Here is a 4634-nt window from a genome sequence, read left to right as displayed (position 1 = left end):
CGCGCACTTGCCCGTTGGATCGGTACTTGCCCACTATGCCACCACACCTTCCCCACCTAACAAAGTCCTACTAGGCGGACTTCTTCTCGGCGACTGCAGGTTCCGCGGACTGCCGGTCCGCGAGACCGAGGGCGATTTCGATCAGCTGGTCCTCCTGACCGCCGACCAGCTTGCGTCTGCCGGCCTCGATGAGGATTTCGGCACCGGACACGCCGTACCGGCGGGCGTGGGAGTCGGCGTGCTTGAGGAAGCTGGAGTACACGCCGGCGTAGCCCATGGTCAGCGACAGCCGGTCGAGGAGGCAGTCGCCGTCCATGACGGGCCGGACGACGTCCTCGGCGGCGTCGATGATCTTCAGAGTGTCGATGCCTGTGCGGATTCCGAGTTTCTCGGTGACGGCGGCGAACGCCTCGACCGGGGTGTTGCCCGCGCCGGCGCCGAAGCGCCGGGTGGAGCCGTCGATCTGCAGGGCGCCCGCCTCGACGGCGAGCACCGAGTTGGCGACTCCGAGGCCGAGGTTTTCGTGGCCGTGGAATCCGACCTGTGCGTCGTCGCCGAGTTCGGCGACCAGGGCGGAGACGCGGTCGCTGACAGCGTTCATGATCAGCGCGCCCGCCGAGTCGACGACGTACACGCACTGGCAGCCGGCGTCGGCCATGATCCGGGCCTGCTTCGCGAGCACTTCCGGCGACTGGCTGTGCGACATCATCAGGAAGCCGACGGTCTCGAGCCCGAGTTCGCGGGCGAGGCCGAAGTGCTGCACGGAGATGTCGGCTTCGGTGCAGTGCGTGGCGATGCGGCAGATGCTCGCGCCGTTGTCCGCGGCCTCGCGGATGTCGGATTGCACCCCCAGTCCGGGGAGCATGAGGAACGCGATCTTCGCCCGTTCCGCCGTCTCCACCGCGGCCTTGATCAGTTCCTGTTCCGGGGTGTGGCTGAATCCGTAGTTGAACGAGGAACCGCCGAGTCCGTCGCCGTGGGTGACCTCGATGACCGGAACCCCGGCGGCGTCGAGCGCCCCGACGATGGAGCGGACGTGGTCGACGGTGAACTGGTGGCGCTTGGCGTGGGAGCCGTCGCGCAGGGACGAGTCCGTCACCCGGATGTCGAGTTCGGCACTGTAAGGCATCGGTATTCCTTCAAAAGAGTGAATGGGCGGACGCGCTCAGACGCCGGCGCCGAGGATCTGCGTCGCGAAGCTCTCGCCGACCTTGGTGGCGGCGGCGGTCATGATGTCGAGGTTGCCGGAGTAGGGCGGCAGGAAGTCGCCGGCGCCCTCGACCTCGAGGAAGATGCCGACGCGGGCGAGTCCACCGCTGATCGGCGTCGGGTCGTCGAATTGCGGTTCGGCGCGCAGGCGGTATCCGGGGACGTACGCCTGCACGGACGCCGCGACGTCGTGGATGGACGCGGTGATCGCGCCGCGGTCGGCGTCGGCCGGGATGGAGCAGAACACGGTGTCCTTCATGAACATCGGCGGTTCGGCCGGGTTCAGGATGATGATCGCCTTGCCCTTCTTCGCCCCGCCGATCGTCTCGATGCCCCGGCTCGTGGTGATCGTGAACTCGTCGATGTTCGCGCGGGTACCAGGTCCCGCAGACGGCGAGGCCACGCTGGCGACGATCTCGGCGTACGCGACCTCGGCGATCCGGGAGACGGCGTGGACCATGGGGATGGTCGCCTGGCCGCCGCACGTGATGAGGTTGACGTTCGGTGCGGTGCGGTGCTCGCCCATGTTGACGGCGGGCACGACCGCCGGTCCGAGCGCGGCGGGGGTGAGGTCGACGGCCTGGATGCCGAGTTCCGCGTAACGGGGGGCGTTCGCCCGGTGCACGTAGGCGGACGTGGCCTCGAAGACGATGTCGGGGCGCTCGTCCTGGGCGAGCAGCCAGTCGACGCCCTCGGCGCTGGCGATCACACCCCGGTCGGCGGCGCGCTTCAGGCCCTCGCTGTCGGGGTCGACGCCGATCATCCAGCGGGGCTCGATGATCTCCGAGCGGAGAAGTTTGTACATCAGGTCGGTGCCGATGTTGCCGGATCCGACGATCGCGGCGAGAGCCTTGGTCACAATTGTCGCCTTACTTGAATTCTACTGATACGGAACCGATGTCACTGAAGTCGGCGCGGAACACGTCGCCGGGCCGGGCGTCGATCGCGCGGGTGCACGAACCGGGCAGGATCACGTGCCCGGCCTCGAGTCGCACCCCGAAGCTCGCGACCTTCCGCGCCAGCCAGGCCACGGCCTTCGTGGGATTGCCGAGCACCGCCGACGCCTCGCCCCGCGCGCTCTCCGTCTCGCCCTGGAAGAGCACCGCGGAGATTGCGCCGATGTCGACCTGCGCCGGTTCCACGCGTCCGGCGCCGAGGATCACGCCGGCCGAGGACGCGTTGTCGGCGATCGTGTCGGCGAGCCCGATCTTCCAGTCCGTGATGCGGGAGTCGATCAATTCGATACTGGGAACGATGTATTCGGTGGCCGCGAGCACGTCCGCCTCGGTGCACCCCTCCCCCGGCAGTGTCTCGCCGAGGACGTAGCCGATCTCCACCTCGATGCGCGGGTAGCAGAACTGCGCGGTGTCGATCGGCGTCCCCTCGGGATACACCATGCTCGACAGCAGGTGTCCGTAGTCGGGCTCGTCGACGCCCATCATCTTCTGCATTACCTCGGACGACAGCCCGACCTTGTGGCCGTACACCGTCTCCCCCGCCGCCAGCCGCGCCCGGATGTTCAGCAGTGCGATCTCGTACGCGTCGACGACGTCGATGCCCGGAAACACGGTGGTGAGCGGGTCGATGGGCGCACGGTCGCGTTCGGCGTTTCGCAGGAGGTGGGCGGCGGACAGCCGTTGCGCATCGCTCAGCATCACGCCACCTCTCCCGCACGTGAGTGCTGTCGTGTGTTCCGGGACTCTTTGCCACTCACGTGGGCGGCGTGCTGCGCGGCGATGTAGCCGAACACCATGGCGGGACCGATGGTCGCGCCGGCGCCGGCGTATTCGTTGCCCATCACCGACGCCGACGTGTTGCCGGTGGCGTACAGGCCGTCGATGACCGAACCGTCCTCGCGGAGCACCCGGGCGTCGGCGTCGGTGACGAGTCCGCCCTTGGTCCCCAGGTCGCCGGCCTCGCAGCGGATCGCGTAGAACGGGCCCTGCGTGATCTCGTCGAGGCACGGGTTCGTCATCGTCGGGTCGCCGTAGTACCGGTCGTACGCGCTGTCGCCGCGGCCGAAGTCCTCGTCCGTGCCGGTGCGGGCGAAACCGTTGAAGCGGTCGACGGTGGCGACGAGGGAATCGGCCTTGACGCCGATCTTCTCCGCGAGGTCCCGTAGCGTGTCGGCCTTGTGCACGACCCCGGAGTCGTAGAACCCCTGCGGGAACGGCACACCCGGCAGGACCTGCGCGAACGGGTACCGCGACTTCGCCTTGGTGTCCATCACGAACCACGCCGGGACGTGCCCGCCGTCGAGTTGGTCGTGGACGAAGTTCACGTACGGCGACGACTCGTTGGTGAAGCGTTCACCGTGGCCGTTCACGATCACCGACGGCGGAATGCACCGCTCCGACACGAGGGGGATCACGGCGCCCATCGGGTGCAGCACCGACGGCATCCACCAGGCGTCGTCCATGAGGTCGACCGCCGCGCCCAGCTTCTGGCCGGCGACGATGCCGTCGCCGGTGTTCTCCCGCGCGCCGGCGCTGACGTCCGGAACGCCGTGCCTGGGCAGGTACTGGGCCCGCATGTCCTGGTTGTGGTCGAACCCGCCGGTCGCGAGCAGCACGCCGCGGCGGGCGCCGATCCGGACCGTCTGCCCGTCGCGCTCGGCGAGGACACCCACGACCGCTCCGGTGCCGTCGACGATCAGCTCCGTCATCGACGTCTTCAGCCACAGCGGCACCCCGGCGTCCTTGAGGACCATCCGCATCCGCGCCACGAGTGCGCGTCCGCCGGTCGCCATGTGGCGTCGACGGATCACGTTGGACGCCACCCGCCATGCCGCCACCAGCGACGCCTTGCGGCCCTTCCAGGTGCGCTTGACCATGGCGAGGTCGTGGTAGTCCTTGGAGGTGACCCACAGGCCCAGCGGACCCTTCATGCTGTTGGGACGCTGGAACTGCTCGTCCTCCTTCAGCGCCCGGGTGTCGAAGGGCATGCATTCGATGGTGCGCCCGAGCGGCCGCCCGCCCTCGTATTCCGGGTGGTAGTCGGAGTAACCCTTCACCCAGTACAGCTTCATGTGCGGGCTGCGGTCGAGGAGTTCCATCAGCTCGGGACCCTTGTCGACGAACGCGTCGAGGCGGTCGGCGGCGACGGTGCCCTCGGTGATGATGTCGAGGTAGCGGCGGATCGACTCGCGGGAGTCGACGACGCCCTTCGCGCGCAGCGTCGGGGCGTTGGGAATCCAGATGCCGCCGCCGGAGATGGCGGTGGATCCGCCGAATGTCGCGCCCTTGTCGATGACGAGGGTGTCGATCCCGCGGTGGGCCGCGGTGATCGCCGCGGCCATGCCGCCGCCTCCGCTGCCGACGACGAGGAAATCGACTGTGGTGTCGAAGTTTTCTGCGGTGCCGCTCATCGTCCGCTGCCGTCCTTGCGGAGGAGGAAGGCGAGGACGGCACTCTCGAACGCCGTCT

4 protein-coding genes are annotated in these 4634 nt (G+C 68.4%); all 4 read right to left on the bottom strand.

The annotated features are described in order from the left end of the window. Nucleotides 1-70: 70 nt before the first annotated feature. From dmpG to MLGJGCBP_RS16010, 4 genes are read right to left on the bottom strand one after another with little or no spacing between them, the layout of a single operon-like run. Nucleotides 71-1129, bottom strand: a complete 1059-nt coding sequence (gene dmpG / locus MLGJGCBP_RS16025; RefSeq protein WP_160096811.1) for a 4-hydroxy-2-oxovalerate aldolase — start codon at nt 1127-1129, stop codon at nt 71-73. 36 nt (nt 1130-1165) lie between these two features. Continuing rightward, the gene (locus MLGJGCBP_RS16020; RefSeq protein ID WP_201453087.1) at nt 1166-2071 is read right to left on the bottom strand and encodes an acetaldehyde dehydrogenase (acetylating); all 906 of its coding nucleotides are present in this window, start codon (nt 2069-2071) and stop codon (nt 1166-1168) included. A gap of 7 nt (nt 2072-2078) precedes the next feature. Then, nucleotides 2079-2864 carry a 2-keto-4-pentenoate hydratase gene (locus tag MLGJGCBP_RS16015; protein WP_160096807.1) on the bottom strand — a complete coding sequence of 262 codons (786 nt, stop codon included), beginning with the start codon at nt 2862-2864 and terminating at the stop codon, nt 2079-2081. After that, nucleotides 2864-4576 (bottom strand): FAD-binding protein, encoded by a 1713-nt coding sequence (locus MLGJGCBP_RS16010; RefSeq protein WP_160096805.1) that lies wholly within the window; start codon nt 4574-4576, stop codon nt 2864-2866. Before MLGJGCBP_RS16010 ends, MLGJGCBP_RS16015 begins: the two co-directional genes overlap by 1 nt. Between the last annotated feature and the right edge of the window lie 58 nt (nt 4577-4634).

Origin of the sequence: Rhodococcus sp. T7 (assembly GCF_009872365.1) — a bacterium.
Taxonomy (GTDB): Bacteria; Actinomycetota; Actinomycetes; order Mycobacteriales; family Mycobacteriaceae; genus Rhodococcus_F.
This window is presented reverse-complemented; position numbering and strand designations above follow the sequence as displayed.

Excerpts from the sequence above, each read along its gene's own strand:
- dmpG (WP_160096811.1), bottom strand. The coding sequence starts at position 1,129 with ATGCCTTACAGTGCCGAACTCGACATCCGGGTGACGGACTCGTCCCTG.
- MLGJGCBP_RS16010 (WP_160096805.1), bottom strand. The coding sequence starts at position 4,576 with ATGAGCGGCACCGCAGAAAACTTCGACACCACAGTCGATTTCCTCGTC.
- MLGJGCBP_RS16015 (WP_160096807.1), bottom strand. The coding sequence starts at position 2,864 with ATGCTGAGCGATGCGCAACGGCTGTCCGCCGCCCACCTCCTGCGAAAC.